We start from the raw sequence: 26,662 nt of genomic DNA, 5'->3' as shown, positions 1-26,662 counted from the left end.
ATCTATTAACAATGAATAAAATCAGTACACTGCTATTTTTGATATTTCTCACTTGTACAAGTGGTGTTTTTGCCGATTCCGGTAGTTCCATCTCCTTAAATGGAACATGGGAACTCTCTTATTGGATGCAACCTGAAGAACCTATAACTTCGCCCAAGGACATGCAACTAGCTGAAGTGAAACATCTATCAGCCCAAGTCCCCGGTAATGTAGAACTAGACCTAATGGCTGCCAACTTAATTAAAGATCCGATGATTGGCAGTAATGTAAATGAATTACGCAAATGGGAAGGCTATCAATGGTGTTATTCCAAATCATTCGTAGCGCCACAACTAAAACCAGGACAACAATATCAACTCTTCTTTGCCGGAATAGACTGTCTGGCCGATATATGGCTGAATGGAAAGCACATTGGCAAAGCAGAAAATATGATGATTGAACATGCTTTTAATGTAACTAAAGAAATAAAAGCAGGAGAAAGCAATCAACTCCAAGTGATACTCCGTTCATCTGTTATTGAAGGACAAAAACATCTGTTAGGGACATTCAGTATTGGAAACTTCCCGTCTGAAGAATCCGTATTCATCAGAAAAGCTCCGCACACCTATGGATGGGACATTCTGCCACGATTAGTCAGTGCAGGTTTGTGGAGAGATGTAGAATTACGCGTATTGAATCCGGCACGTCTCACAGATGTTCACTATATGGTCGCCAATGTAGACACTGCTACCAGAAATGTACGTTTGTATACTGATGTACAAGTAAAACTACCTTTCGAAAAGTTCGACAAAGTGAAAGCCGTATATACATTAAGTCGCCATGGGAAAGAAATATATAAAGGAAGCTCTGTTGTCGTTTCCCCAGCATTCCGATATATAATGGAAATCAAGAATGCTGATTTATGGTGGCCAAGAGGATATGGAGAACCGGCTTTATATGATGCAAAAGTAGAGTTAGTAGATTCTGACGGCACTATTTTATCAACAGATAATAAACGGGTAGGCCTCCGCACGATTCAACTAGACATTACAGACATCAACCTCCCACCGGATCATCCGGGTAAATTCTGTTTCATAGTCAATGGAGAACCTATTTTTATTCACGGAACCAATTGGGTACCCATGGATGCACTCCATAGCCGGGATCATTCTTTCGTAGACGAATCTATCCGCATGGCTGTAGAATTAAACTGCAATATGATACGTTGTTGGGGTGGCAACGTGTATGAAGATCATCATTTCTTTAATTTATGCGATGAAAACGGCATTATGGTATGGCAGGATTTTACGATGGGATGTACTTTCTATCCTCAACGCAGCTCATTTACACAAGCATTGGAAGAAGAGGCCATTTCCGTTGTATGCAAGTTACGCAATCATCCATCACTCGTTTTATGGTCAGGAAATAATGAAGACGATTGTGCACTGCGCTGGTCTTTGCAACCATTTAATATTAATCCAAATCAGGATGTAGTTAGCCGCAAGGTCCTCCCGGCAGTTATTTATGAGTTTGACCCTACTCGCCCTTATCTTCCCAGCTCTCCTTACTACAGCCAAGCGGTATATGAAAGAGGAAGTGCTGACCAATATTTACCAGAAAACCATTTATGGGGTCCCAGAGGATATTACAAAGACAAATTCTATACGGATGCTACCTGCTGCTTTGTCAGTGAAATCGGCTATCACGGCTGCCCTAATTTAGAAAGTCTCCAGAAAATGATGACAAAAGATGCCGTATATCCCTGGACAAAAAATCATGAATGGAATGATGAATGGGTTACCAAATCTGTTCGTAGATTCCCAGAATGGGGAAAGACATTCGATCGCAATAATCTTATGATTAATCAGGTACGTTTACTTTTTGGTGAAGTTCCCTCCAAACTGGATGATTTTATATTCGCTTCTCAATCCGTACAGGCAGAAGCTATGAAATATTTCATAGAAATGTGGCGTGGAAAGAAGTTTGACGACAAGACTGGTATTGTCTGGTGGAACCTGCGGGATGGATGGCCAGTGATCTCTGATGCGATTGTTGACTACTACAATTCAAAGAAGATGGCATATTATTTCATCAAGAATGTTCAACAGGATGTTTGTGTACTAATCAATGATGCAGAAGGCGGAAATTACCCACTGATAGGAACGAATGACACACGCAACGTACAAAGTGGTAATGTAACGGTAACAGATGCATCCTCGGGACGTAAAATCTATGAGAGCACTTTCCGTATTCCAGCCAATCAAAAGGTCAGAATAGCCTCACTACCGGAAGAAAGCGGTCAAGGAATCTATCTGATCCAATACCAGATCGGTAATCAGAAATTCATGAATCATTACCTATACGGCAAGGCACCTTTCAACTTGAAAGAATACAAGCGGCTGTTACAAAAAACCGGATTATACGCTAAAAAATAATAGTTATGAAAGAGAACTTGTTAGGAATTGACGTAGGAGGCACCAAATGCGCCATCATCTACGGTATCAAAGAAAACGACGAGCTACATATCATCGACAAAAAGAAATTTGATACGACCACAGTCGACGAAACAATAGACAGAATTCTCTGTGAAACCGAAAAGATGATGAACCTCCACCAGCTAACCCCTACTAACACAAAAGCGATTGGAATCTGTTGCGGAGGTCCTCTCAACAGTGAAACAGGCATCGTGATGTCTCCCCCTAACCTACCGGGATGGGACAACATCCCCATTGTGGCAATGGTGGAAAAAAAGACGGGCATTAAAACCAATCTACACAATGATGCCAATGCCTGTGCTTTAGCCGAATGGAAGTTCGGAGCAGGAAAAGGAACTAAGAATATGGTCTTTCTCACATTCGGTACGGGACTGGGAGCAGGATTAATATTAAATGGCAAACTGTATACGGGCACCAATGACAATGCCGGAGAACTGGGACATATCCGCCTGTCGGATTTCGGTCCGATAGGTTACGGTAAAAAGGGCTCTTTTGAGGGATTTGCCAGCGGTGGAGGTATTGCTCAACTCTCCAAAATGTATGTGATGGAGAAATTGCAGACCGGACAGAAAGTTGAATGGTGTACCTTACAGGAACTAGATCAGCTTACTGCCCGAAAAGTGGCTGAAGAAGCTGCCAAAGGTGATAAATTAGCCCAAAGCATATATGAGACGTCTGCTATTTATCTGGGAAAAGGATTATCCATGGTGATCGATATCTTGAATCCGGAAGTCATTGTGATAGGTGGCATCTATACCCGGAATAAAAATATGATGGAACCCATCATGCAAAAGATAATCGATCAGGAAGCATTATCCTGTGCAAACAGAGTATGTAAAGTGAAACCAGCCGCCTTGGGAGAGCAGATAGGAGATTATGCAGCTCTTTCTGTAGCCGCTAACTTAACCGATTAACTATTATGAAAGAGCTTATTGAAACAACACTGGAAGAGGCTCGGCAAACGTTGGAGAGCTTTCTTGAGGAAACAACAACAGTCGGGATTATTTCACAGGCAGCCTCTACCTGCGCCGAAGCATTAAAAGCCGGAAATAAGATTATCAGCTGTGGTAATGGAGGTTCTTTATGTGACGCCACCCACTTTGCAGAAGAACTAACCGGACGTTACCGCAACAACCGCATCCCGCTACCGGCAATTGCAATCAATGACCCGGCTTACATGACCTGTGTGGGAAATGATTTTTCGTTCAACGAGATCTTCTCCCGCTATGTAGAAGCTATGGGATGTAAGGGAGATGTATTATTGGCCATCAGCACAAGCGGACATTCCGAGAACATACTGAAAGCTGCCGTACAAGCACACAACAATGGAATGAAAGTGATAGCGCTGACTTCAAAAGGAGAGAATGAACTGTCACGACTGGCAGACATTGCAGTCTGCGCGCCACGAGCAGCACATTCCGACAGAATACAAGAAATTCACATCAAAGTTATCCACATTCTGATTCAGGCAATTGAGGCAGAATTAGGCTTTGAATAATAACCTACTAAATTTAATCAATATGGCAATGAAAATGACACATATCAGTAAAACTCTATTGAGTATTGTTTGCACACTTTGGGGAATGTCCGCCTGCTCGGATGATTATAACAAATATGACGATTACCCGGCTTGCAACTATTATCCTGTTGCAGTAGGGAATTCAACAGGAACTCCGGTTCATGCTATCGGTGTCGAGATGGATCCACACTTCTTCTCACAAAACATCACCCGCAATGATGGTTCAAAGGCTGAAGATTGGGAAAATATAGTTGTACAACGGGTAAAGAAAATGAAAGTACAACAATTCCGAATCATGATGCAGCCACAATGGTGGGAACCCTCCAATGACAACAACGATCCTAATGTCGCGGATATGAGCAAATTCACTTTTGATTCGGAAGAAATGCAATCTGTATACAAAGTATTGGATCTGGCCCAGGAGAATAATATCGGAGTGACATTAGTCGTATGGGGAGCCATTACCAATATCGACTTACTATCAGGCATTAACAATGGTCAAAAGCATTTCTTGTGTGATGCACGAAGTTATAACGTTAATCCGGGTTGGATTGCCGGTATAGATAACTATGAAGAATTTGCTGAAAACTTCTCCACAATGGTGAAATACCTGATTGAAGAAAAGCATTATACCTGTATCAATCAAATTACTCCATTCAATGAACCTGACAGTCATATAGCAGGTTACGGCCGCATCATGTGGCAAGGTGATTTTGAAACCATGGGTTGGCAGGACACCTACGCCCCCATGGTGAAAGCACTGGATGCCAAGTTTAAAGCAGATGGAATACGCAGTAAGGTACACTTCAACCTTTCTGACAATACAGACGGTACACCCGGATATATCGCTGCCTGTGTTTCCGCTTTCACAAACGATGAAGCCGACCTGTATAACTCTCATGTATACAAGTTTGACTACAACACCCCTAATTCGACTCTCGTAAATTGGGAACGTCAAAATATAGCTTCTGCAGGAGGTAAAAGACATTTTGTTGGAGAATTCGGTTTTCCTGGATACGGAAGTGCCCGTCAATATGGTATAGACACGTATACGCGAGGGGTACAGATAATCCGCGTTGCTCTGAACTATCTGAATGCCGGTGCTTGCGGAGTAAGCTACTGGAGTCTGATCGATCAATATTATAACCGCAATGCCTCCTATTCGGAAATGCAGCAACTCGGTTTATGGAAATATCTAAAATCCGCTTATACCGAAGACCCAGATGTATATTCCAAAATCAAGGAAGACTACGAGGTACGTCCTCAATACTATGCATATAGTCTGTTGACACGTTTTGTCCGCCAGGGCGACGAAGTATATCCATTGGATCTCGGCGACGAGTTGATAGCCGGAAGTGCTTTTCTCAACACAGAGGGAAAATGGACGTATGTACTTTCCAACGCTACAGACAAAGACAAGATGATACAGTTGGAAAATGATAAAGAAGGTGCCAATGGAGAATACAATGTCTACAAATATATGGAAGGACGCCTACCGGAAGGTGATAATCTTATAGAATCAACAGAAACGGTCAACACGCAAGAGAATAACCTAAAACTTAAATTATCTCGTTCATCAATCAGGGTATTAGTACAAAAATAGAAGTATATACACCCCATTTAGTGGGGATATATATACACCGTATTGGGCATATATATTCACCATGTTAGCCATATATATCCACCGTGCTGGATATATATGCCCACCAACCAAGTAATTTATCATCAAAAGTACACGAATGAAAAAAGAAATATCCATAGTAAAAATGCTCTCCGTCATGTTCGGATTCTTCGTTATGGGATTTGTTGACATTGTCGGAATAACCACGAGCTATGTGAAGAATGATTTCAGCCATCTCACCGATACGATGGTTAATCTCATCTCTCTATCCTGTTTCTTGTGGTTCCTGGTGCTTTCTATTCCCACCGGAATGTTAATGAATCGCATCGGACGCAAGAAAACCGTACTACTTAGCTTCGCATTCCATGTATTAGCCATGTGCCTTCCACTCGTTGCATACGACTTTACCGCCATATTAATCGCATTTGCCTTGATAGGTATCGGTAACACTCTATTGCAAGTTTCACTCAATCCATTAGTAACGGATGTCGTTGCAAACGATAAGTTGACAGGTACATTAACCCTAGGACAATTTGTCAAAGCAGTCAGTTCATTCCTGGGTCCTATCCTGGCAGCTTGGGTGACTGGTAGTTTTTTCGGATGGAAAATGATATTCCCCATTTATGCCGGACTGTCACTGCTCGCTTTGATATGGCTATGGCTTACCCCTATACAAGAAAAACAACAGGAACGGAAGAACATTTCTTTCAAAGTCACTCTTGAATTATTCAAAGACAAATACATTCTTGCTTTCTTTATCGGTATTCTCGTGCTGGTAGGTGTAGACGTAGGTATCAATATGACTTTCCCTAAATTCCTGATGGAACGTTGTGATCTACCACTGACAGATGCAGGAATGGGAAATAGTGTGTATTTCTTCGCCCGCACTGTAGGAGCCTTTTTGGGTGGTATCCTACTGATGAAATATTCAGAAAGTAAATTCTATATTTATAGCGTCTGAATAGCTCTCGCAGGATTGATACTGATGACCATTAGCACTAATCTCTGGTTTATCCTCGGATGTGTAGCAGTTTTCGGGATAGGATATGCCAATCTGTTTTCCATCATCTTCTCTCTGTCTTTGAAACGTGTTCCCGAGAAAGCGAACGAAGTATCTGCACTTCTTATCGTCGGTGTATCTGGCGGTGCCGTCCTCCCGCCTATTTTAGGAGTAATTACCGATTCATTCCACAGTCAGTTATCTGCAATCATAGTACTTGCCATTGTATGGTGCTATCTGATCGGAATAATGAGAAAAATAAAAACCACATAAACCTATATTCTAATGAAACATTTCAAGAAAATCGAATCGAAATTCCTGTTCTCATTACTGATTATGAGTGTGTGGAGCATCATAGCCGTGGGTCAGACGACGGCTAAAATCTCCAAACACATTCCTGAAATCGAAAAATGGATTCAGAAACAATTCGCTAAAGGAAAAACACCTCCGTTCTCGTTTATATGTGACGGGAAACCTTCCGCAGAATTTATCCGCCAATGGGACTATTCCCAGCAAAAGATAGAATCCGAAGAAGCGGATGTGATAAAGTATCTCTTTACCTACTACAATCCTACCAACGGACTGAAAGTAGAATGTACCGTAAAAGGCTATCCCAGTTATCAGGCTGCCGAATGGGTATTGAACTTCACCAACAAAGGTACGAGCAACTCTCCCACTCTGGAACAAGTGAAAGTAGTGGACCTTGCCATGCAATACGCTTCTAAAGGAGAATTCAAGTTACACTATGCAGACGGAAACCATATCTCCAAATATGATTTCCATCCACGTTCGGTTACTCTGGCAACGGGTGAAACCAAACAGATGTCTCCACAAGGAGGACGCTCTTCAGAAGGGGACTATCTTCCTTTCTTCAACATTGAATCACCTGCCGGACAGGGAGTCATATTAGGAGTAGGCTGGTCGGGCACCTGGTATGCAGATGTATGCGCACAAGATAATCGTACAATATCCATGGCTTCGGGAATGAAAACCATGAAATTATACTTACGTCCACAGGAAACAATTCGTACCCCAAGTATCAGTCTGATGTTTTGGGAAAATATCGACCGGATGGCAGGACACAATAAATTCCGCCGTTTTGTCCTGGCACACAAGTCACGGAAAATCAACGGAAAATTTGCCGAATATCCTCTTTCCAGCGGATTCAACTATCGGGACCCCGCACCTTGTACGGAATACTCATGCCTGACAGCCGATTATGCCATTGCCATGGTGAAACGTTACATACAGTTCGGATTGAAACCCGAAGTATTCTGGCTGGATGCCGGATGGAACACCGATGCTGCAGACTTCGAACATGGCAAGACCTGGGCCAACACAGCCGGTAACTGGACTGTAGATACATTGCGCTTCCCCAAAGGACTTCGTCCTGTAGCCGACGAAATACACAAAGTAGGAGCTAAATTCATGGTCTGGTTCGAACCCGAGCGTGTCATCCGTGGTACCCAATGGGCAGTAGAACACCCCGACTGGATGCTCGACATTCCCGAACACAACAATGACACCTACCTACTGTTCGATCTGGGAAATCCGGAAGCCTGCCACTGGATGAGTAAATATATAGGCGATATGCTCGAAGAAAACGGCATAGACTATTACCGTCAGGATTTCAATATGCAGCCGGATATCTACTGGGCAGCCAACGATGAGCCCGGACGTACAGGAATGAAAGAGATACGACACATCGAAGGACTATACTACTTCTGGGATTATCTGCTGAGCCGATTCCCGAACCTGCTCATAGACAACTGTGCCAGTGGGGGACGACGTATTGACTGGGAAACAATCGGCCGAAGCGCACCACTATGGAGGAGTGATTATTATCATTACGACGATCCGGACGGCTACCAATGTCACACGTATGGCCTGAATTTCTTCCTACCTTTACATGGAACAGGTAGTTTACAGACCGATCCGTATTCTTTCCGCTCAAGCGTCAGCACAGCTTTGATTTATAACTGGAAAATAACCGATAAAAATGCCTCCGTTTACGAAATGCAACGTTGTCTGAAAGAATTCCACGAAATCAGACCTTACTATTACGAAGATTATTACCCACTGACGGGTACAGAAGACATGACGCGGGATAATATCTGGCTAGCCTATCAAATGCATCGTCCGTCGGACGACAGTGGTATTATCGTTGCTTTCCGCAGAACCGCCTCCAAAGACAAAAAAATCACCGTCAGACTTTCAGGAGTGGATCCGGAAAAATACTATACAGTGACAGACATGGATAGCCGACAGAGCAAAATCTATCAGGGAAAAGAACTGACCAGTCAGTTGCCACTGATCCTCGAAAAGCCACATAGTTCCTTATTACTAAAATATAAAGTTACCAACGAAAAACCGAATAAAGAATGAAAAAAAGAATACTATATTATCTATTCATTCTGCTTCTGTTCCCTCATAATGGAACAGGACAGACGGTAGCCCGCATGAGCGACCGCCCGGTAAACACCAGCCAATGGATAACCACCCACTTTGCCCGCGGTGTGGTCCCTCCTTTTTCTTTCGAATATGGAGGTAAACCTTCACAGGAATTTATCAAAAGCTGGTCTTATACGGCTACGCGTCAGAAAAGTGACGATCCCAAGGTTCTGAAATACCTTTATACTTATCGTGAACCATCCGGAGGATTAAAAGTCGAATGTGAAGTGAAAGGCTTTACCGACTTCAATACGGTGGAATGGGTACTCCGTTTCACCAACCAGGGAAAGAAAAATACGCCGGAGATTGCCAACATAAAAGTGTCTGATATCACATTCCGCTACCAGCATCCGGGAGCATTCAACCTTCATCATTCCGAAGGCAGCCATGCATCCAAATCAGATTTCAGCCAGCAACTTACAATCTTGTCTCCGGGTGATAATCTTTATATGAGACCGGAAGGTGGACGCTCTTCACAAATGCGTATGCCATTCTTCAATATTGAATCTCCGGCTAATCAAGGAGTTATCGTAGCCATCGGATGGACAGGAACCTGGTTTGCCGATGTGCGCTGTGCAGACCAGCAAAGCGTAGCGCTTACCTCCGGAATTGAACGTTTGAAAACCTATCTGTATCCGGAAGAGAGCATCCGCACTTCCAGTGTATGCCTGTCATTCTGGAACGGTTCCGACCGGATGAAAGGACACAACCAGTTCCGCCGTTTCGTGCAAGCCCACCACACTTGGAAAGTAGGTGGTAAACCGACCGTATATCCAATATCGACCAGTTTCAACTACGGTGATCCTACTCCCTGTAATGAATATACCTGCCTGACTACAGATTATGCCATTGCTATGGTGAAACGGTATGAACAATTCAAATTAGTACCCGAAGTATTCTGGCTGGATGCCGGATGGTACAATCACTCTGCAGATGTAGCCAATCATAAGAATTGGGCGAACACCGTAGGAAACTGGACCGTCGACTCTATTCGTTTCCCCGAAGGATTACGCCCCATCGCCGACGAAGTGCATAGAGTTGGTTCCAAGTTCATGGTATGGTTTGAACCGGAGCGTGTTATGAAAGGCTCAGCTTGGGCACTGCAACACCCTCAATGGATGTTGGATGCCAGAGGAAAAGCCAAACAGGAAGACTGGACAAAAGATGGTGAGCACGACTCTTATCTATTCAATCTCGGAAATCCGGAGGCATGTCGATGGATGAGTAAATATATCGGAGACTTCCTCGAAGAAAATGGCATAGACTACTACCGCCAGGATTTCAATATAGAGCCGGAAGGTTTCTGGGCTGCCAATGATGAACCTGGCAGACAAGGTATCTGCGAAATCCGATACATTGAAGGACTTTATTCTTTCTGGGAATATCTGCTGAACCGCTTTCCGGGCTTGCTGGTTGATAATTGTGCCAGTGGCGGACGCCGTATTGACCTCGAAAGTATCTCACGCAGTGCACCGATGTGGAGAACAGATTACAGTTATGGAGAACCAATCGGCTATCAATGCCATACTTACGGATTGAACTTATACCTTCCCCTGCATGGTACAGGAACTGTGAGTGCCGATAAATTCACTTTCCGTTCCAGCCTCGGAACCTCTATTATCTACAACTGGAAAATAACCGAAGCTGGACAATCCATCTATGATATGCGCGACCGCCAGGCAGAGTTCAAAGAACTCCGCCCCTATTTCTATGAAGATTACTATCCGTTGAGTGGAATAAACAACATTACTTCGGAAAATATCTGGCTAGCATACCAACTTTATCGTCCGTCGGATGACAGCGGATACATCGTAGCTTTCCGCCGCAAAGACAATCCGGACAAGAGCTATACTGTCAATTTATCAGGGCTACACCCTGACCACACTTATATACTCACCAATAAAGATACAGGAGAAGCTATAAAGAAAACCGGTAAAGAACTGGCTAACGGCTTCACGCTGACACTGGATAACCCGCAAAGTAGTCTGATAATCAAATACCAAAGTTCAACAACTGCCATACAGAAACTTTCTGTAGGAAAGAAAACCGGTGTAAAGCTCCGTGCTATAGGTGCAGAACTAGATCCCCACTTTCTCTCACAAAATGTGACCCGCAATGATGGAGCTAAAGCTGAAGACTGGGATCGCATCGTTGTGAAACGTGTCAAAGAAATGGGACTGCAAAGCTTACGGGTGATGGTGATGCCACAATGGTATGAGCCAAAGAATGACAATCCGGATGCATCCAAAATCGACTGGCATAATTTCACTTTCAACTCTGTAGAAATGCAATCACTCTACAAAGTATTGGATATGGCACAAGAACAGAAAATGGAAGTCACCCTTGTACTTTGGGGAGCCCCTCCGGGACATTTCCTGGCCGAAGGGAATTATGGTAACTGGGTAGTAGCCCCGACTAACTATGAAGAATGGAGCGAGAACTTTTCCGCACTTGTACAACACCTGCTCAACAACAAAAAATACACGTGCGTCAAAGAGATTACTCCGATCAACGAACCAGATTGGTCATATATCATCAAAGGTAAAGCTGCTCCCACCGCCGACTATATTGAAATGTGTAAAGTACTCGACAGACGTTTCAAAGAGGATGGAATAAGAAATAAAGTACATTTCAGCCTTTCTGACAATTCAGACGGAGGTACAGGAACGCATAAATATCTGGCAGCCTGCACGAAAGGACTGGCGAACGTTGCTGACGTATTCAACTCCCACACCTATATCTTCGGCTACGAAACTCCGAACTCCACAATTCTGGATTGGGAAAAACAAAACTCTCAATTGGCCTCTTCAGTTGGAAAAGCCCATTTCATCGGTGAATTCGGAGGTAATCAATGCGTAGGTGCCACCAGACAAAAAGATATCGACTTGTATGAACGAGGAGTACTCATGACACGCATAGCCATCAATCTACTCAATGCAGGAGCAAGCGGTGTTAGCTATTGGAGCCTGATAGACCAATACTATGGTAAGGATGCAGACTACGGAGCAATGCAGCAACTGGGTTTATGGAAGTATGTAAAGAAAACATACGCTTCGAAACCATACTACAACGATATCAAAAGTGATTACGAGGTACGCCCACAGTACTATGCCTATTCTCTGTTGACACGTTTCATACGCCCGGGAGCTGAAATCTATCCGATAGCAACACCGGAAGAATGGTATGCAGGAACTGCTGTTCGAAACACAAATGGCAAATGGGTATATGTTTTCGCCAATGGAATGGACCAGGAGAAAGCAATAAGCCTAATCAACCAACATACGCAAACCAAAGGGAATTATCAGGTTTACCGTTATATCAAAGACGGTTTACCTACCACAGACCAAATGTTGGCTCCGGACGCCCAGCCTCTCAAAGTGAACGATAAAATTCTATGTTTACTTCCGGCTCATTCTGTGATCGTCTTAAAACAAGAATAACTATGTACTCTATTTATTCATTAAACAAATAGTATTTATGAAAACACATTTCTACATTTTATTAATGCTTGGAATGGTATTCCTTTTGGGATGTGAAGACGAAAAGTTAGGCACAGACCTAGGAGTAACCAATGTAGTGCTTCCGGATATTTCGGAAGAATCCCTGGGCACAGAGATTACCATTCAGGGAAATGGCTTTATCGACTGTGATGTACTGGCTCTTTCTCCCCTTTCAGGAGGAACCGAACAGCCCATCTACATGGAAACCAGAGAAGTACAATCCGATCATATCACGGTACTTTACCCCTCTACGGCCACCAAAGATTCTTATGGACTTGTATTGGTACGCGGTAGCAAAATGCGAACATTAGGCGTCATCAACAGTACTGTTGGAGTTATGCCCGACGAAAACCTGCGTAATGCCTTGTCTGCTCTTTTCCCTGATATATTTAAAGGAGAAAAGATATCTTCCAGTGCTAAATATGTCACTTTCACTGATGGCACACTAAATATCAGCGATAAAAATATCACTTCTCTGGAGGGACTCGAATATTTCAGCAACATTCGGAAACTGATCTGCAACAATAATGATATCAGTGAAATTCCTGCAGAAGTACTATCCAGACTGTCTGAACTGACTGCACAAAACACTGGTCTGACCAAACTGGAACTAGCCACTTCGGAACAGCCGAACACGACATTGGTATCTCTCAACATAGATGGAAGTACCAAACTAGAATCTGTCGACCTGTATTATTGTTATAACATTGAGAAGTTCTCTGCTCTAAACTGTAAACTGGTATATCTGGATGTACGCAATTACCACAGTATCTATGGCGGATGTCTGAACTACAACAGCACAGACTTCAAATTTACTTTCAGCGATGACGCAAGTAAAGAACGACTCCTGAAAATGGAATCCTGGTGGATGGACTCATACTACAGCAATAGCGGTTCTATCGTAGATGCCATCAATAATGGAGTGACAGTGGAAGGGTACGACTGGATGCACGACTATCCCGATGGAAACAACAACTATTATTACAGTTACGGAAAATATCAGAAGACAATGAAAAAGTACGGAGAAATTCCTGATATCAATCTGCGAAACGCACTCAAAGCATTGGTTCCGGATGTATTCGATGGAGATAAAGTTCTGACAGTGGCTGCTCTGAATACTGAATACTTCAGGAATAACACGACCCTTGATCTTAGCAATAAGGGAATCACTAATCTGGAAGGACTACAATACTTCTGCGGATACAAAAACCTCATTCTGGATGGAAATAATCTGGGAGAAATCGATCTTAGTAAATACGCAATCAGTACCAGCTACACGGCAGGTCCGGTAGATGAGAAAGGAATTCAGACTTTCAGTGCCAAGAATGCAGGATTAACCAAATTCATTTCTGGCGATCAGTATATGATAACCTCTATAGATGTGAGCAACAATCCGGGATTAGCATATCTGGATATAAACCGGTGCAAATCCATCACATCACTAAATGCATCCGGTTGTCCGCTCACTTATGTTGATCTGCGTAATCTGGCAGGTACTTATTCCGTACTAGGTTACTCCGGTGGAGCTGTAGATGCCTCAAAAGTTCAGTTCTCATTTACCGACAGCTCTTCAACTCAAAGGAAGCTACTAGTAGAAGAATGGTGGATGGATAGCCCATGGAATGGCACAAGCCCATGTATTACCGCAAAGAATCAAGGTGTCCGGATAGAACGCTATGAATACATAGGATACGACAAGGATAAAATGTTGAGTTCATTTAATTAGACAGAAAACAATCTTAAACGTTATAGTTATGAAAAAAAGTTATTGGCTATACAAAATGTGCCTGTTGCTTGGGTTGGGAATCTGTATTCCCGTTACAGGAAATGCATCGGATATCGGAGATGCTACCCTGACACAGCAACAGTCTAAAATAACAGCCTCTGGAGTCGTCGTAGACGAGTCCGGTGAAAGCCTGATCGGAGCTTCCGTCATAGAAAAAGGAGCAGCAACGAATGGTACTATTACAGACATAGACGGTCGTTTCTCTTTATCGGTTGCCCCCAACGCTATACTGGAAATCAGTTATGTAGGTTATCAAAAGCAGGACATTCCTGCTAAAAAAGACATGCGTATCATCATGCATCCGGACGTAGCGAACCTGGAGGAAGTTGTAGTGGTAGCTTACGGTACCCAGAAAAAGGTTTCTGTCATCGGTTCCGTAGCTTCCATTGATCGAAAAGATTTGATGAAATCCTCATCGCCCAACCTAAGTTCCGCTTTATCCGGAAAACTCCCAGGATTGACAACTATCCAGACCTCCGGTGAACCGGGACGTGACGAAGTCACCATGTTCCTGCGTGGTGCTGCCACTACAAACGGAACAAACCCATTAATTATGGTAGATGGAGTAGCTGTAGACGATATGCGATCTATCGACCCGAACGAGATTGCTAATATCTCCGTATTGAAAGATGCTTCCGCAACAGCAGTATTCGGAGTACGTGGTGCCAACGGAGTGATAATGATTACCACTCGTAGAGGTGAAAAAGGAACTGCCCGTATCAGTGCCAATGTAGAATTCAGCATGCAGGAAATCGCTTTCAAGCCCGAACGTCTGGATTCATGGGACTGGGTCAGACTTCGCAATGAAGCACTCGTGAACGACGGAAATTCCGCTGAATTCCTCGGGCCGGACATTGATAAGTTCGACTCATGGAAAACAGGTAATCCTGTAGACCCGGATTTTTATCCGAATAATAACTGGCAAGATATCTTGTTCAGAGATTATGCTCCCATGACCAGAGCCAACATGAACGTTTCGGGAGGTTCGGACAAACTTCAATACTTTGTAAGTGCAGGCTATCTGCATCAGGGAGGTATGTTCAACGTAGAACCTAAATCCAAGTTGGGATACAATGCCCAGTCTTCATTAGACCGCTACAACTTCCGCTCAAATATCGACTACAAAGTCAATAAGTCGGTAAAGATTAACTTAAACGCTTCCTCTTATCTGGAACGGATCAACGGAACTTCCGCAAGTATGTCAAGTGTATTCAACAGCGCTTTGACCTCACGCCCTACTTCCATGTATCTCACCCCGGAAGGTGCATACGCTACTGATGCTATACGTACTTTCCCTATTGGTGCCGGATTATCCGTAGAAGATCCCGCCAACAATTCATTGAGTGCATATCCGCTAATCAACCGTTCGGGCTATCAACTGGAAACCAGATCGGGAATCAATGTTATCGGAGGAGTAGAAATAGATTTGGGATTTATCACTAAAGGGCTCTCTGTCAAAGGCCAGGTATCTTTCGACTCCAAAGGATTTGGGAAAACAATCGGAAAACGTTCCTATACCTGGTATACGTATCAGACATTAGCTTCAGGAGAGCATTTGTTTATCAATCGCCATCCTAGCCTGGAGGACGAAGACGGCCCGATTGAACTCACAAAGTCTTCCGAATCTTATTGGGTTATGAACTTACAGGGACAAATCAACTATAACCAGACCTTCGCCGGAAAGCATAATGTCACTGCTATGTTTCTAGCTCAACGGGACATCAAAGAATCCAAAGAAACATCCGGTGACCTACTGCTTCCTTACAACGTCATCGGTATTGCCGGACGTGCAACTTATGACTATGACAGACGTTATTTTGCAGAGGTCAACGTAGGTTATAACGGCTCTGAACAATTTTCACCGGACAAACGATTTGGTCTCTTCCCGGCTGCCTCTTTCGGTTGGCTGATTACTAATGAGGGCTTCCTTCAGGATAATCCGGTTTTGACCAATCTGAAGTTAAGAGCTTCTTGGGGAAAAGTTGGTAACGACGCCTTCGGTTCAGCCCGTTTCCTTTATCTGGATAATATCAGTCAATATTCCGTAGTCACCGACAGTAAAGGAGATCATTGGTTATCCCCAAGCTTGGGATGTGCTTCCAATGGTTCCGGTTGGGGACAAGGTTACAAGATAGCCGAAAACTACATAGGAAACAAAAGCATCACATGGGAAACAGCTGAAAAACAGAATTATGGTATAGACATATCCTTGTATCATGATCTTTCCTTCTCATTTGACTACTTTGTTGAAAAAAGAAAAAATATTCTGATTATCCCGCAGACTACTCCTATGATTCAAGGTCTTCCCTCATCCGCTCTTCCACTGATGAACGATGGTGAAGTAAAGAATCAGGGATTCGAAATGGTCCTCGGATATCAGAAACAATTCAAAAACGGGCTATCTGTTTCTGCTAATGCAAACTTCAGTTATGCCAAAAACAAAGTATTGGAATATGACGAGCCACTATTAGGTAAGGATTATGCTTATCGCACCCGCACCACCGGCTTCTCATTAGGACAAAACTGGGGATATATCATCGACCACAGCTATGATCCTGAAAAAGGGCGTGACGGCACAGGATTCTTCTATAGCGACGAGAGTATTGCCAAGAGCGGACTGACTTATGAAGGTGTAGGAACACCGGAACCCGGAGACTTTATTTATAAAGATCTCAACGGAGACGGTGTCATCAATGACCGTGACAAGGCTCCCATTGGCTATTCCTCCCTATTGCCTCGCATCAACTACGGTTTCTCTTTATCTGCCAACTGGAAAGGATTCGATGTTTCTATCATGTTGCAGGGAGTAGGCCAATACAGCAAGACTTATTCAGGAGCCGGTATTTATGAAAGCAGCGGCAACTTTTACAAGATGCACATGGAACGTTGGAGCGAAGAACGCTATAATAATCACGAAAAGATTACGTATCCTCGTCTGTCCAGCAGTGGCGGCCCGAGCTTGCAGCCCAACGACTTCTTTATCATGGATGCCTCATATATACGTCTGAAAAATGCAGAAGTAGGATATACATTACCGGAAAGCATCAGCAAGAAAATCGGTGCTTCCAATGTACGTTTCTATTTAAGTGGTAACAACTTGTATACATGGACTCACCTGAAGACTGACAGCTTCGATCCCGAACAAAACAGTCCGGCAGCCTATCCAACAATGCGTACGTACAATGTAGGTTTAAATATTACATTTTAACGGCTAAAACAAAACCGATATGAAAAAAAGATTGATTTATATATGCATGTTTGCTTCCTTGCTCACATTCAGTTCTTGTAATGAAGCGTTGGATGTAGCTCCCGACGGAAGATTATCACTGGACGAAGTATTCCAAGATCCCGATCTGACTAAAGCTTATTTCAGTACTTGCTTTGACTATCTGCCTAAAAAGAGTTTACGATATCATTTCTGGAGCAACTATCCCGTAGCACTTAGTGATGAAGCGTGGGATTGCACGGATGGTTCCGGTGCCGGCTTTGCACATGCCGCATCCGGCAACTGTACCACCACCGACTTCTATCTCGACGTTCGCAGAGATATGGGTGACACCTACTCAGAAGGAGGATACTGGCAGTTATACTGGGGGCAAATCCGTATTATCAACACATTCCTCCAACGGGCAGCCACCGCCGCCATACCAAGAGAAAGCGACCGTGACCGTTGGGTAGCAGAGGCTCATGTACTCCGTGCTTATTTCTATATGGAGTTACTGAAATGGTATGGTCCTGTGCCTATTGAGAAAGAGCCATACGGTTTAGACTATGATTATTCAACTCTATCACGTCCTACTTTCGAAGACTGTGCCCGATTCATTGTAGATGATTGCGAAATAGCTTTGCAATCCAGCAACCTCCCTTGGCGACTGACAACACTCAACGAGAAGATCAGAATGACCAAAGGTATCGCAATGGCTATCCGTTCCGAAGCATGTCTATTCGCAGCCAGCACTTACAACAATGGCGGCAAAGATCTTTGGGAATGGGCTTACACAATCAACAAAGACTGTCTGGAACAGCTGAAAGCCAATGGATATGAATTGTATACTAAATGTGCGGATACTGAAAAGTACTATAACAATGCTTATATGGAGTACTTTACGCTCAATAACTATATCGGAACAGATCCCAGTGATAAAGAAACAATCTGGCAAAGTACCGAAGGCTATTGGCCCGACCCATACACCAATCCTTTGTATGACGTTATCGGAGCTCCGGTATTGGGAAACGCTCAATTAACTATTGTTCCTTCCCAAGAATTAGTAGACGCCTATGATATGCTAGCAACAGGAAAGCCTGTACTGGATTTATCGAAACCTTATAACGATGAGAAGCATCTGTCACCTAATTATAACCCTAATAGCGGTTATGACCCAGCCAACCCTTATAAGGGACGTGATCCTCGTTTCCAGGCTACAATTTTTTATAATAACAGTCCTGTGCTGTTAGGAAAGGAACCGGCAGTAGTAGAAACGTACGTGGGAGGAAATAGCGAAATCCGTACAAGTGGAAATACGAATACACGTACCGGTTATTATTGGAGAAAAAGAATGGTAAACGGTAACTGTAAGGCAGCCGGAGTGGCTGGATATGATGGCCGTTTCCGTTTTTACCGATTAGGCAAAATTTATCTGAATGCCGCCGAAGCCGCTATTGAAAGCGGACACCTTACCGAAGGCCTGGAATGGATCAATGAAATCCGTCATCGCGCAGGTTTTGATCCTTCGGTTGATCTGTCGACAAACGACAAGAACGAAGCTCGTTTATTGGTACGCCACGAACGCCAGATAGAGCTGGCTTGTGAAGAAGACAGATATTTCGATATCCGCCGTTGGACACCCGCCAATGAGAATATGGAAAATGAGAAGTTTACCACAGGTATGAGAATCACCAAAAATGGAAACTCATTCTCTTATGAAAGAATCAATCTAGGAACAGACGGCAGCAAACCGAGCAAAATGAGTTATGAAAAGAAATGGCACGTATATCCTATCCCTGCCAATGAAGCAGCCGTATTGGAAGGCACGACAGGACAGACGTGGCAAAATGCAGGATGGTAATCATAAAACAGAATGTATATGAAAAACAGAATAATCACACTTTTGTGCATCGTATGCCTGTTCACAGGCAATGAAGTATGCCGGGCACAAGTGCAAGAAGTTATATCCGGTGTGGTGCGGAATGAGAGCAACGAACCTTTAGACGGCGCAATCATTTCTGTCCCGGACAATCCCGAATACACCACAAGCAGTGATAAAGACGGAAAATTCATCATGGAGATTCCGTCGGGAGCCAGTATGGTCATTTGTAAGATTCCGGGATATCGGAACCAGACAATGAAATTCACTCTGAATAAACCGGTAGAGTTTTGTCTGATATCAGACATCGCCGGTCAGGATACATCTCTCGAAGTAGCCATGCTGCAGAAAGAGAGAAAAGGAGGTTATACAGGAGCAATCTCTACCGTTCAGGGAGAAGAGTTAGTTAAAACACCTAATAGCGGATTTTCAGCTACGCTGACCGGACGCTTGGCAGGATTGACTTCTATCCAATCCACCAGCACACCAGCCGATGATGCAACAACGATGTATATACGTGGTCTGAATTCCATAAACGGTAATTCACCTTTGGTTGTACTCGATGGAATTCCGGCTCCATTATTCGATATGAATACACTCGATGCCAACACTGTAGAATCTGTCAGTATTCTGAAAGATGCCGCAGCTAAAGCATTATATGGTCCGCGAGCTTCTTCCGGAGTAATTCTTATTACTACAAAAAGAGGCGAAATAGGACGTACTAAAGTAAATGTGAACATGGACTTCTCCATACAACAGGCTACCCAGCGTCCTAAAATAGTAAGTACCGGTGAATACGCACAAATGCGTAACCAGGCCTTACTCAATGACGGTGGCACTCCACTCTATTCTTTATATGAAATAGCCGGGTTTACAGATGGAACTATGCCGGGACACGACTGGTATGACACTTTCATGAATGATGCAGCCAGTATGCAACGTTACAACGTAAATATCAGCGGAGGTAACAACCGGGTTAAATACCTTGTTAATGCCGGTTATCTTCACCAAAACAGCCTGATTGATGCAGAGAAGAATGATAATTATAATCCTGCACTCAAATTGCATCGCTTCAACATTTTAGCTAATGTGGACGTCACTCTGCATCGTTATCTAAACTGTTTCCTTAACACAAATGTCACTATCGACCGGATAAATCAAGGATACAACGGGACAGGAGATATCATGAATTCGATCTATCAGATGGCCCCCACCGTACCTGGACCTATCACCGAAGACGGAAAAGTGATTACTGCAGAATACAATGAATATCCTACTTACGGACTTATCAACCGCTCCGGATATAGCCATCAAACAGGTATCAATCTGAACGTCGCTTATGGAATGAATCTGGATCTGGGATTCCTGACTAAAGGATTGAGCGTAAAAGGAATAGTAGGTTATGAAGCAAACTATGACGGAACAATCTATGGTTCTACTGACTACGCACGTTATGCAGCCAATGGCAGCGGACTTTTCGGTACTCACACCACTCTTCCTCTAAGTTTAAGTAAGACCGCTAATATGCGCTACTTTATCAACTTCCAAGGGTTCATCAACTATAATCGTATTTTTGGAGGCAAACATGAAGTAGATGCATTTGTCAGCTATTTCAATGAGAATATGATGAAAAACGGTGATCTCCCATACGATCGTTTGTCATTAATGGGACATGTGAAATACGGCTATGATTCACGGTACTATATACAGGGAGACTTTACCTATGATGGCACAGAACAGTTCAAACCGGGTAACCGTTTTAAATTCTTCCCGACAGTATCTGCCGCTTGGGTGGTATCCAACGAAAGTTTCCTGAAAGACACAGATTGGTTGTCCTTCCTCAAAATACGCGCATCTGCCGGCTGGCTGGGCAATGACCAGATATCTGACACCCGTTTCCTGTATGCTACAGATGTACGTTATAAAGATGCAGGTTACTTACTAAGCAACTACTATGGCTTTCATACTGTAGAAGGTATGCAAGGTAATCCGTATATCCATTATGAAGAATCTTTCCAGCAAAATTACGGAATAGATGTTACCTTATTCAACTCACTAGGTATCACATTTGATTATTGGAACGTGAAACAGACCCAAATGGCTATCCAAAATAACAGTGTATCTTCTGCACAAGGTATCGCCAGTGAAAATCTGCCATTTGAAAATCTGGGTAAGATGAACAACAAAGGATTTGATCTTGAACTATCTTATATCAAGAATCTGAAATGTGGATTAAGAATGACTATCAGAGGGAATATGGGATACAATAAAAATGAAGTAACTGACATAAAAGAGTTGAACCGTACCGCCAGCGGATATTACTATCCATATCGTAAAACCGGCTATTCTGCAGGACAACAGTTCGGATATCTGATTGACTATTCCAACGGAAACGGCTACTATAATAGCCAGGAGGAAATAGATAAAAGCGGTCTGCGATTCTCTGGTGCTTCTCCGCGCCCAGGTGATTTCATTTACAAAGACTTAAATAACGACGGAAATATAGATGAGCGTGACCAGGCACCGATGGACAAAGCCCAGACACTACCTACACTTTCTTATGGTGGTTCTATTCAACTGGAATACAAAAACTTTGACTTGTATGTTCAGTTACAAGGTGTATCAGGTACAGCAGCCTATTACAGTGGATGTGGTATCTTCGATAATGCTTACCAAGGAGTGTACACAGACCTGCACCGTAATGCCTGGACAGCAGATCGCTATGCGGCAAATGAAAAAATCAGCTATCCGGCTTTGACCACAGGAAGCTCTTCAAGTCTCCAATCGAATGAATTCTTCTATTCCAAAAATAACTATATGAGATTGAAGAATGTAGTATTAGGTTATACACTTCCTAAACGTTGGAGCAGTAAGCTGAAACTGGAGAAAATGAGATTCTATATCAGCGGAGCCAATTTGTTGACCACCTCATCTCTCAAGTTCGATAATCTGGACCCGGAACAATATTCCTACTCTGTATACCCCATTTACAGAACATTTAACATAGGACTTAACCTGAATTTCTAAAGACTGAAGTTATGAAAATAAATAAAATCATATCAGGAGTATTCTCCTTACTCATATTATCCTCATTCATAGGATGTACTGAAATTGAAGATCATCCGGACGGCCGTACGGATTACAGCGATTTGTTTACCACGAACCGTAAAACGTATACTTATATGAATCAATGTTATGGATGGATTCTGAATTACGGAATGAACTATAACTATACCATGCTAGCTGGTTGTACGGATGAAGCCAAAGATTCCTGGGAACTACAGAACGGAGTTACCCGCAAATGGAATGAAGGACAATTATCTCCCTTCAGCAATCCGCTGGAGGGCATCGAAGGAAATCCGGAAAACTACAATTATTATTATCAAGGGATTCGTGCCTGCAACATCTTTCTTGCCAATATCCCTACTGCCAGTGTCTACTCGGAAGATATACGTAACAGTTTCAAGGCACAGGTACTTACATTACGCGCTTTCTATTATCTTCAATTGGTGAAACGTTATGGAGGTGTTCCCATCATAACAACTCCCGACTACGATTATGCCAAGGTTAAAAGAGGTACATTTGGCGAGTGTGCCCGCCAAATATTAGCTGATTGTCAGGCTGCTATTGATATTCCCACTGTTGAAGAATGGGGATGGCGTTCCTTAGATAAGGAGAACTACCGTCACGTTATGACAAAAGCCATCTGTGCAGCCATCCGTTCACAGATATCACTCTATGCAGCCAGTCCTCTGTACAATGACGGAACAATCACTTGGACAGAAGCCGCAGAAATTACTAAAAAGTCTCTGGATGACTGTCTGGCGAACAATTATGAACTTTATAAGAAACAGCCGAATGCTACAGCTGGTTATTCTCCTTATGATGTGTATTTCTATTCGCGCACTGACTTGCCGGTAGTTAATGACAAAGAAACCATTATGGAAGTTGGACAAATGTATATGTGGAATTATGCTGGCCTGCCAACTACCGACGGCCAGACAGATGCCGGTGCGTGTCCGTCGCAAGAGCTACTTGATGCCTATGAAGTTGTGAACGGTGACATGACAGAATCTTATCCTCTGCTCAATTTAGAGAGCCCTTATCTAGATGCCAATCATCTGCAGCCTAACTTGAATTCGGCTGTTGAAGGTCTCTACAATCGAGCCAAACCGTATGAGAACCGTGATCCGCGTCTTAAAGCTTCTATTTATTACGATGGTTCCAAACTAAACCTGGAAACCGGTGCACTACTCTCAACCAAGACAGGAGGAAACTGTGCACTTGATCCCAGTAACGCACGTTACACCTGTACCGGCTATTATACGCGTAAGTTCTCACATTATAAATCCGGACGTTCCGGCAATCTGGATGGTTACTTCAAAGAGTTCCGCCTGGCTGAATTATATTTGAATTATGCAGAGGCAGCTAATGAAGCATCCACTACCGGAACTGTACCCAATGATGCCGTAGACGCAGTCAATGCAGTACGTTCCAGAGTAGGTATGCCAGGCATTCCTTACGGATTATCCTGTGATCAATTTCGTCTGCGAATCAGGAACGAAAGACGCGTAGAACTTGCTTTTGAAGAACACCGTTTCTTTGATGTACGCCGTTGGAAGATGCTGGATCAAACAGATAAAGTAATTACCGGAATGAAGGCAAACTCAGATGGAAGTTACTCCCGTTTTGTAGTAGATAATAACCGAAAAGCATATAGTGAAAAATTCCTATTATATCCAATACCGGGTGACGAAGCGATCCGGTTACAGAATGCTTCAGGAACTAACTGTCAGAATCCGGGCTGGTAATCAAATCTAAAAAATACAGATTATGCAAAAGTGGTTATTAACTATTATTATTGCCATACTTCCTGTTATCACTGCATGTTCTAAAACCGATACGGAAGTATCTGTACCGGAAGAAGAAACAGGAAAGAAAACAGAGATTAAGTTCCTTCAACTCAACTTATGGGTGGAGTGTACCAAGGTGGAGCATGCTCCGGAATATCTGATAGAACAGATTGCTACCCTACAGCCAGACATTGCTACATTTTGCGAATTATATAAAGGTCCACAAGACGATCCCGTGATGCCTAAACTAATGCAAGGGCTTAAAGATAAGGGACTCATCTATTACGATGCACGAATAGACGGAAGAGCGGTCATATCAAAATATCCGATCAAAGAGACAGAACGCATCAACAAATGGATGTTCAAAGCGATTCTGGATGTCAATGGGAAACGAGTGGCCGTTTACCCGGCACATTCAGAGTATCGTTACTACACCTGTTACTATCCCCGGGGATACAATGACGGTAGCGTTAATTGGGATAAACTTCCGGCTCCTATCACTGATGTAAACAAGATACTTGCTGTCTGCGAAGAATCAGACCGTATAGAATCCGCCCAAGCTTTTATCAACAACGCTGCCAAAGAGCTAGAGCAAGGAGCACTCGTATTTTTTGCCGGAGATCTGAATGAGCCTTCTTATCTGGATTGGCAGGCCGATACAAAAGATCTATTCGATCATCGCGGATGTATCGTCAATTGGGGAACTTCCAAATTGTTGGTTCAACGGGGATATAAAGATGCCTACCGGGTAATTCATCCCGATCCGGTGAAATGTCCGGGATTCACTTTTCCAGCAGACAATAAATCAGTCATTCCAGAGAATCTCTCATGGGCACCGGAGGCAGATGAACGCGAACGAATTGATTTCGTTTACTATTATCCAAATAAAAATCTACAAATAAAAAGTGCCCAGATAGTAGGTCCAACAGGCTCTATTGTACGCGGACAAAGAATAGAAGAACAAACCAAAGATCCAATCATTCCGCCCGTAAACAATCAGTGGCCAAGCGATCATAAAGGAGTGCTGATTACGTTTTATATCAAAGAGTAATTACAATGATTAACAGGATGCAAAAGTGGATATACGTCATTATACTCCTGACCGGATACTCAATAAGAAGTTATACACAGAAGACCATAAATCTCAATATTCCTGTTGAGCAAAACTGGATGTTCGATAACGAACATCCAGTACGCTTCATGCTGGAATTGACATCTGCACAGTCAGGTTTTTCGGATAGGATACGCATGGACATTGCAACAGATTTCGGCAATGCTGTATCGTCTACCTTTATAACCTACTCTTTCGGAACAGATTCGATAGCTCCCGGTGGAGGCTTTCGCAGTCGTGCATCAGTCACTCTCACGAATCTCACTCCCGGATTTTACCAGGTTTGTTTCATTGCCGGCACCGACACTCTGAAACATTTCTTCTTTGGATACGAAGCCGAACAGATTTTATCCAAACCGGATGGTCCCCCTAACTTAAAAAGATTTTGGAATAAAACCATCACCGAACTTAAACGTGTACACCCTGCCTATAAAATGACACGTCTACCTGAATCTTCGAAGCCAGAGCGTGATGTTTACGAAGTAGAAATGCGCTCGCTTGAAGGAGAAATCTTACGGGGGTATTGGGCAGTCCCTACAGATGGTCAGAGTCATCCGGCCGTAGTGGTTTATCAAGGTTATGATGCCGTCACCTGGATTCCCAGTCCCGACGACTATCCCGGTTGGTGTATCTTGGTCATTCCACCCCGTGGACAAGGCCTCAACAAACCTTATAACCGCTTTGGTGAGTGGATTGCTTTCGGACTGGATTCACCCAAACATTACTATTACAGAGGTGCTTTTGCTGATACAGTCCGCAGTATTGATTTTATTTTTGCTCAGCCATGCTTTGACGGACAAAACCTTTTTGCTACAGGTATTTCGCAAGGTGGAGCGCTCACATTAGCAGCAGCGTCACTCGACCATCGTATTTCCGCAGCTGCGCCTATCGTACCCTTTCTGTCAGACTATCCCGATTATTTCCGTTTGGTTCACTGGCCTGCCAACTTGGTATTCGAAGGAGCTGCCCGGCAGAATATTGACAAAGATAAAATATTCTCATTACTAACTTACTTTGACTTGAAGAATCTGACCGGATGGATCAAATGCCCAGTATTAATGGGATTCGGACTTCAGGACAACATTACACCACCACATACAAATTTTGCAGCATACAATCACATCCGTACACCTAAACGCTGGATATGTTACCCTACATCAGGACACTTTGCAGCTTATGAGAACATGGACTCATGGATTGCTGAAAGTACTCGTTTTTTCAATCAGTATGTAGTGTGGTAATAATCTGAACTGATAAAAACGA

General features: G+C 43.3%; 13 protein-coding genes and 1 pseudogene. All 14 read left to right on the top strand.

Annotated features, from left to right (window positions below):
- Positions 1-11: 11 nt before the first annotated feature.
- The 14 genes and pseudogenes from HMPREF0106_RS19935 to HMPREF0106_RS20000 all read left to right on the top strand — a co-directional run bounded on the left by HMPREF0106_RS19935 (position 12) and on the right by HMPREF0106_RS20000 (position 26,640).
- The gene (locus HMPREF0106_RS19935; RefSeq protein WP_009039096.1) at positions 12-2,414 is read left to right on the top strand and encodes a glycoside hydrolase family 2 protein; all 2,403 of its coding nucleotides are present in this window, start codon (positions 12-14) and stop codon (positions 2,412-2,414) included.
- Between the two features lie 5 nt (positions 2,415-2,419).
- Positions 2,420-3,388, top strand: a complete 969-nt coding sequence (locus HMPREF0106_RS19940) for an ROK family protein (protein ID WP_004310376.1) — start codon at positions 2,420-2,422, stop codon at positions 3,386-3,388.
- Positions 3,389-3,393: 5 nt separating this feature from the next.
- Positions 3,394-3,972 (top strand): SIS domain-containing protein, encoded by a 579-nt coding sequence (locus tag HMPREF0106_RS19945; protein WP_004310374.1) that lies wholly within the window; start codon positions 3,394-3,396, stop codon positions 3,970-3,972.
- Between the two features lie 22 nt (positions 3,973-3,994).
- Positions 3,995-5,596 carry a hypothetical protein gene (locus HMPREF0106_RS19950; protein WP_009039095.1) on the top strand — a complete coding sequence of 534 codons (1,602 nt, stop codon included), beginning with the start codon at positions 3,995-3,997 and terminating at the stop codon, positions 5,594-5,596.
- A gap of 136 nt (positions 5,597-5,732) precedes the next feature.
- Positions 5,733-6,887: pseudogene (locus tag HMPREF0106_RS19955) on the top strand (MFS transporter).
- A gap of 12 nt (positions 6,888-6,899) precedes the next feature.
- Positions 6,900-8,999: a glycoside hydrolase family 36 protein gene (locus HMPREF0106_RS19960; RefSeq protein WP_004310368.1), complete on the top strand. Its 2,100-nt coding sequence runs from the start codon at positions 6,900-6,902 to the stop codon at positions 8,997-8,999.
- The gene (locus tag HMPREF0106_RS19965; protein WP_009039094.1) at positions 8,996-12,505 is read left to right on the top strand and encodes an alpha-galactosidase; all 3,510 of its coding nucleotides are present in this window, start codon (positions 8,996-8,998) and stop codon (positions 12,503-12,505) included. The genes HMPREF0106_RS19960 and HMPREF0106_RS19965 overlap by 4 nt, the downstream gene beginning before the upstream one ends.
- A gap of 37 nt (positions 12,506-12,542) precedes the next feature.
- The gene (locus HMPREF0106_RS19970) at positions 12,543-14,291 is read left to right on the top strand and encodes a hypothetical protein (RefSeq protein WP_004310365.1); all 1,749 of its coding nucleotides are present in this window, start codon (positions 12,543-12,545) and stop codon (positions 14,289-14,291) included.
- Between the two features lie 28 nt (positions 14,292-14,319).
- On the top strand, positions 14,320-17,559 hold the full coding sequence (locus HMPREF0106_RS19975) for a SusC/RagA family TonB-linked outer membrane protein (RefSeq protein WP_009039093.1): 3,240 nt from the start codon (positions 14,320-14,322) through the stop codon (positions 17,557-17,559).
- A gap of 19 nt (positions 17,560-17,578) precedes the next feature.
- Positions 17,579-19,417, top strand: coding sequence for a RagB/SusD family nutrient uptake outer membrane protein (locus tag HMPREF0106_RS19980; RefSeq protein WP_004310363.1), 1,839 nt, complete (start codon positions 17,579-17,581; stop codon positions 19,415-19,417).
- Between the two features lie 12 nt (positions 19,418-19,429).
- Positions 19,430-22,462 (top strand): SusC/RagA family TonB-linked outer membrane protein, encoded by a 3,033-nt coding sequence (locus tag HMPREF0106_RS19985; RefSeq protein ID WP_009039092.1) that lies wholly within the window; start codon positions 19,430-19,432, stop codon positions 22,460-22,462.
- Positions 22,463-22,473: 11 nt separating this feature from the next.
- On the top strand, positions 22,474-24,246 hold the full coding sequence (locus tag HMPREF0106_RS19990) for a RagB/SusD family nutrient uptake outer membrane protein (protein WP_009039091.1): 1,773 nt from the start codon (positions 22,474-22,476) through the stop codon (positions 24,244-24,246).
- A 22-nt stretch (positions 24,247-24,268) separates the two neighbouring features.
- Positions 24,269-25,339: an endonuclease/exonuclease/phosphatase family protein gene (locus HMPREF0106_RS19995; RefSeq protein ID WP_004310360.1), complete on the top strand. Its 1,071-nt coding sequence runs from the start codon at positions 24,269-24,271 to the stop codon at positions 25,337-25,339.
- A 5-nt stretch (positions 25,340-25,344) separates the two neighbouring features.
- On the top strand, positions 25,345-26,640 hold the full coding sequence (locus HMPREF0106_RS20000; protein ID WP_004310359.1) for an acetylxylan esterase: 1,296 nt from the start codon (positions 25,345-25,347) through the stop codon (positions 26,638-26,640).
- Positions 26,641-26,662: the final 22 nt, after the last annotated feature.

It is taken from the genome of Bacteroides sp. D22, from assembly GCF_000163675.1.
Taxonomy (GTDB): domain Bacteria; phylum Bacteroidota; class Bacteroidia; order Bacteroidales; family Bacteroidaceae; genus Bacteroides; species Bacteroides xylanisolvens.
Note: the sequence above shows the minus strand (reverse complement) of the source record. Positions and strands in the feature narration are given on the sequence as shown.

What these genes read in the sequence shown, in the direction of transcription:
- HMPREF0106_RS19935 (WP_009039096.1), top strand. Translation starts at nt 12, where the DNA reads ATGAATAAAATCAGTACACTGCTATTTTTGATATTTCTCACTTGTACA.
- HMPREF0106_RS19940 (WP_004310376.1), top strand. Translation starts at nt 2,420, where the DNA reads ATGAAAGAGAACTTGTTAGGAATTGACGTAGGAGGCACCAAATGCGCC.
- HMPREF0106_RS19945 (WP_004310374.1), top strand. Translation starts at nt 3,394, where the DNA reads ATGAAAGAGCTTATTGAAACAACACTGGAAGAGGCTCGGCAAACGTTG.
- HMPREF0106_RS19950 (WP_009039095.1), top strand. Translation starts at nt 3,995, where the DNA reads ATGGCAATGAAAATGACACATATCAGTAAAACTCTATTGAGTATTGTT.
- HMPREF0106_RS19960 (WP_004310368.1), top strand. Translation starts at nt 6,900, where the DNA reads ATGAAACATTTCAAGAAAATCGAATCGAAATTCCTGTTCTCATTACTG.
- HMPREF0106_RS19965 (WP_009039094.1), top strand. Translation starts at nt 8,996, where the DNA reads ATGAAAAAAAGAATACTATATTATCTATTCATTCTGCTTCTGTTCCCT.
- HMPREF0106_RS19970 (WP_004310365.1), top strand. Translation starts at nt 12,543, where the DNA reads ATGAAAACACATTTCTACATTTTATTAATGCTTGGAATGGTATTCCTT.
- HMPREF0106_RS19975 (WP_009039093.1), top strand. Translation starts at nt 14,320, where the DNA reads ATGAAAAAAAGTTATTGGCTATACAAAATGTGCCTGTTGCTTGGGTTG.
- HMPREF0106_RS19980 (WP_004310363.1), top strand. Translation starts at nt 17,579, where the DNA reads ATGAAAAAAAGATTGATTTATATATGCATGTTTGCTTCCTTGCTCACA.
- HMPREF0106_RS19985 (WP_009039092.1), top strand. Translation starts at nt 19,430, where the DNA reads ATGTATATGAAAAACAGAATAATCACACTTTTGTGCATCGTATGCCTG.
- HMPREF0106_RS19990 (WP_009039091.1), top strand. Translation starts at nt 22,474, where the DNA reads ATGAAAATAAATAAAATCATATCAGGAGTATTCTCCTTACTCATATTA.
- HMPREF0106_RS19995 (WP_004310360.1), top strand. Translation starts at nt 24,269, where the DNA reads ATGCAAAAGTGGTTATTAACTATTATTATTGCCATACTTCCTGTTATC.
- HMPREF0106_RS20000 (WP_004310359.1), top strand. Translation starts at nt 25,345, where the DNA reads ATGATTAACAGGATGCAAAAGTGGATATACGTCATTATACTCCTGACC.